At 45.7% G+C, this 4,110-nt stretch carries 4 protein-coding genes and 1 pseudogene; 1 reads left to right on the top strand and 4 read right to left on the bottom strand.

The window, feature by feature from the left end:
- Both DW49_RS0105465 and DW49_RS0105460 read right to left on the bottom strand, forming a co-directional pair.
- Window positions 1-1,381, bottom strand: a 1,381-nt coding sequence (locus DW49_RS0105465; RefSeq protein WP_024421111.1) for a DEAD/DEAH box helicase, incomplete at its 3' end; no start/stop codon positions are given.
- The gene (locus tag DW49_RS0105460; protein WP_024421110.1) at window positions 1,378-1,965 is read right to left on the bottom strand and encodes a hypothetical protein; all 588 of its coding nucleotides are present in this window, start codon (window positions 1,963-1,965) and stop codon (window positions 1,378-1,380) included. The genes DW49_RS0105460 and DW49_RS0105465, both read right to left, overlap by 4 nt.
- A gap of 103 nt (window positions 1,966-2,068) precedes the next feature.
- Between DW49_RS0105460 and DW49_RS1000000129535 the strand changes: the two genes are divergently transcribed.
- Window positions 2,069-2,275, top strand: a complete 207-nt coding sequence (locus tag DW49_RS1000000129535; protein ID WP_081591744.1) for a helix-turn-helix domain-containing protein — start codon at window positions 2,069-2,071, stop codon at window positions 2,273-2,275.
- A gap of 139 nt (window positions 2,276-2,414) precedes the next feature.
- On the opposite strand, the gene DW49_RS1000000131745 is transcribed toward DW49_RS1000000129535, so the two are convergent.
- A complete protein-coding gene (locus tag DW49_RS1000000131745) occupies window positions 2,415-2,822 on the bottom strand; it encodes a hypothetical protein (protein WP_152522390.1) in 408 nt (135 codons plus the stop codon).
- Between the two features lie 4 nt (window positions 2,823-2,826).
- Window positions 2,827-4,110 (bottom strand): annotated as a pseudogene (locus tag DW49_RS1000000129530) (hypothetical protein); the annotation flags it as partial.

The following is a 4,110-nucleotide window of genomic DNA, read 5'->3' as shown; positions in this document are numbered from 1 at the left end:
GAGTTCGGTAGTGCTGCGAAAAATTGAGTTCATACAATGCGGGATCATATGAGCCGGGAACCGACATTGCGTGATCGCTCCCCACTCGAGAAAAGGTGCCGCCCGGTGAACCTTCTAAGATAGTGATGCCAATGCCGCTAGGATCTTCAGGACCGTCGTCACTCTCGTCGTCGCACTCAAACTCCGAAGATCGCACGACACTCAATACGGCATGATCATTGGGCAGATCATCGGCCAAGCGCTCCGAGTACAGCTGGAGCGCTGGTTCCGCGAGAACATATAGCCAAGCTTTTTCATCCGAGCCACTTGAGCGCCTAAGAATTCTGCCCAACACCTGACGATAGTGCAGCTCGGTGCGTATACGACTTAGATGACAACAAACCTGCAGCCTGGGTATGTCCGTCCCCTCGCTGATCATGCCAACCGAAATAATCCAGGTGCAGCCACCACGTCGAAAATCATCGATCACCTGCTGGGCGTTTGGCGTCTTATTGGTTACGACCTGACAGACCTCCCCCTGGGCATGCATAAGGTCAGCTATGCGATGAGCGTGCTCAATATTTGTCGCAACCACTAAGCCGCCGGCTTCCGGATGTCGCTCACGGATATCGCGAAGTTTTGTACACCCTAAAGACAGAATCTGCCGCAGGATATCGTCATGAAACAGCAGATCTTCATAAGAGACAGGTGACTCGGAAAGAAGCTTGGCAATACTCGGGTACGTCGTGACGGTGCCTTCTGTGGATAGAGTTTCAGTTAACCTCACCATGTTGTTATCCAACACGACTATGCGCGGCGACCGACATACGCCATCAGCGATTGCCTCCTGCAAGCCATATCGGTAATCACAGATCAAAACCCCATTTGGCTGAGAATATCGAGCAAGCGCGATGGCTTTTTGGTCAGACCTCCAAGGTGTCCCCGAGAGAGCAAGAGTGAAAGTGGCGCGATCTTGAATCCTTTGAACAATCTGTTGACCCCATGCATTGCTTAAGAGCAAGTCATGACCAGCGCAATGATGAATTTCATCAAAAACTGCGAACACCCTATAGTCGTCGATAAGCTTCCAGAATGCTGCGTCTCGATACTCCATACCTTGGTACGTGCAAGCGGCACCGATCGCACCTATCAATCCATCCAAGCGCTTCCCTAAAACGGCGGAGAAAGTTCTCTTAAATCCATCCATTGTTTGCCGTGATGGAGCAAAACAGAGAATCAAATCTATCTTGTCTTGCAGCAGCAGTTGCCTTGCCAGTTCCGCGGCCATTTTCGTCTTGCCAGCACCGGGAGTCGCTTGGCAAAAAAAATGAGGTTGCTGAGTGTAGTGTTGTATAGCCAACGTAATGCAGTCGTGCTGCCACGCTCTGAGGGTAGAGTTCATGCGGCGGAAATCGTCTTAAGCGTATGCTCAATTGCACGAACGTGACCAAGAAGCTTTGAGCTCCTATCGCGAGCTTCCAGATATACCCCTTCAAAACGACCCTTCAGATGAGGAATTTCCTCAAACAACTGATTGTACCGCTCGGTCTCCCCCAAGGATGAGAGCAGATCAAGCCGGGTCTCCTTAAGCATCACTTGAAGGCGGGTCCGGTCATCTTGCCCCTCCTTTGAGCTAGGCACAGAGCATGTTGTTTCTCTTTCCTCATCAGCTGGAGCGTCCAGAGAATCGACAGTCACGGAGAAGTTCCCATCAACCAGTACGAGCTGCAGCCGTAAAGGCATCTCCAGCACACGAAATACCTGATCCCGCTTCTGCCGCTGATCTGCCATCTCCACCCAGCCAACGCGAATCAACCTTCGGATCTGCTCATAAACATACACGCGTACATCCGCGAGCCGAAAGCTTGAGGGAGGAAGGAGGGCCGCATACGCGTCTCTCAACTGACGGGTCGTGAAATCCTTGGAAAAATGCTCGCAAAGCAGAGAATGGAGCTGCCTGTCGAATTCGAATATATCTTGTTTCATGCAGGCGCCTCAATGATCTCTAAACAAAAGATACGGATTATAGTCCGTGGCCGATTCGTCCGCAAACACTCGATAGTCTGTCCTCATGTGTTTCGAGGCGGCTATGGAGAATTTGGCTAAAGAATTGGGGAAAAGGATCAGGCAAGCGAGAAAAGCAAAAGGTCTATCGCAGGACGTCTTCGCTCTGACTTGCCAAGTTGATCGAAGCTACATGGGCCGAATTGAGCGGGGTGAAGTCAATATTACGGTCGAAAAGCTATACCAGATTGCCGAAAGTCTTGAATGTGGTCCAGCGGAACTACTACCTTAGAAAGCTCATAGAATATAAAGTGTAAAATGACAAAAGTACTAAATATAGAAACTTAACTACCCCAGCCTACCAAAGCAAAAACTCCCCACACTCTAAAAACCATATAAATGAATATAAAATCCTTTGACTCACTCACATTTTAGCTTTTTTGTATTTCCTCAGGCCTTCTCTTAACTAAAGCATAGAGATCTACATTGGGAATCGTTTCGGCATTCAATAGCATCCTTTCAATCATTCGAAGTTGCTCAGCATTATTTCTCTTTAGCACTTCAACCTCAGCTTTAAGATGCTCTATCTGTTCAACCAACTTCACATCAGAAGCTGTTATTTTTGTATAAAGCGAGGGTGATGCGCCTCTAAGTTGAGCTTTTTTGTTTCTGTATGAAGTAGCTATTCCCACGTAAGTGCAAAGAGTTTGTCTTGTCGTTTTTATTGAAATTTCAAGCTCAACCCTTGTTACCAGTGCCTCCCAAGTGAGTTTACCCGTCCATTTAGTCAGCATAATCTCTATCTTACGTTGTACCTGTGCAGATATTTTTGGTTCCACCGCGTCACTCCCCCTTGTTATTCAAACCGAAAGACGATAAAAGCGAACGTAACTGAGGATTGGGCTCCGTATTAGAGCTAGTAACTTTATCTTCGATCAAACCTCTTAAACGTGCCTCATAATCCGGGAGCGCACACGAAACTTTCTTTATGAGCTTCGTATTTAAATCAATCAAATTGAATTCAGAGTCTTTTTTTGAGTAGCGAATTGTTGTACCTACAAAACAATTTTTCATCAGATCAATCAATAGCGAAAGAACTCGAACATTTCGAGAGTGGATAACAAACCATTTTTTCATTGCCGAAGAAGCTGATAAACGAATATCACACGTTACCGACTCTAACCGTGCGTTTTGAACCCCTAAATCTTTTTCAAAAAGCTCGATAGCACTCTCATCACCTGCAATATAACAAGCCTCAGAACACAGAAAACACTGGGAGGCGAAATCATTCAAATAATTACAGGGATTTACATGTAGATTTTGATTACAAAGTCCCGTTGAGGTGATCGAGGCTGGTAGATTTGTAACTGTTGCAAGCAGCTCCTTAGAATAAGCTCTAATTAAGCTCCTGTCGAACTCAGGCGGATTTACTATCGCGCTTACTCTGCTCGTTTTCAAGTCATCACTCGTATGGATATAAGTGTGGGTTTGCTCAGAATTTTTCCTACCTGACCAAGCAGTAATAATTTCAACTGGAATATTACTTAAATCAGCGAGAGTATTTGTTAGGTGGCGCAATTGATTTGGTGTCAGCCGTATTTCTGAGGAATATCCATAGTCAACGAAAAGCGAATCCATACCTCCATGGGGGCAAAGTCGAGTTAAAATGGAGCTTCCTAATGAGGCCAAAGGGACAACTGCATAATTCGTTTTCTGAAGTATCTTTCCGCCGCCCCCTGAATTCTTTGAATCTCCATAAAACCAACCTCCCAAGAAGCAAAACATAGCGTTTTTAAGCTTAATACTCGACTCACCGTTAGAGAAAGAAAGAGGAAACTCGGGTAGGATTTTTTTTCTATAAAAAGACACCCACCAATTTTGCACCTCTTCCACCGTCACTACGTCTTTGTCAACAAACAGCTTGGGGAGTTGTGTATACCCGAATAGATAGGGTAAAGCAGATAGTTTAGTCTTCTTAGAATTCGATACAGACAACTGATCATCAGATCGCAAAGCAAAAATTGGTTTATTTTCAAAAAAACGACCTCTGTGAACAGCATGAGTACTCGTTAAATCAGCCCCTTTTTTGAGCACTGGAACGCAATCATCTACACCATAAAAGCCTAG

Source organism: Pseudomonas avellanae BPIC 631, assembly GCF_000444135.1.
GTDB lineage: Bacteria > Pseudomonadota > Gammaproteobacteria > Pseudomonadales > Pseudomonadaceae > Aquipseudomonas > Aquipseudomonas avellanae.
Note: the sequence above shows the minus strand (reverse complement) of the source record. Positions and strands in the feature narration are given on the sequence as shown.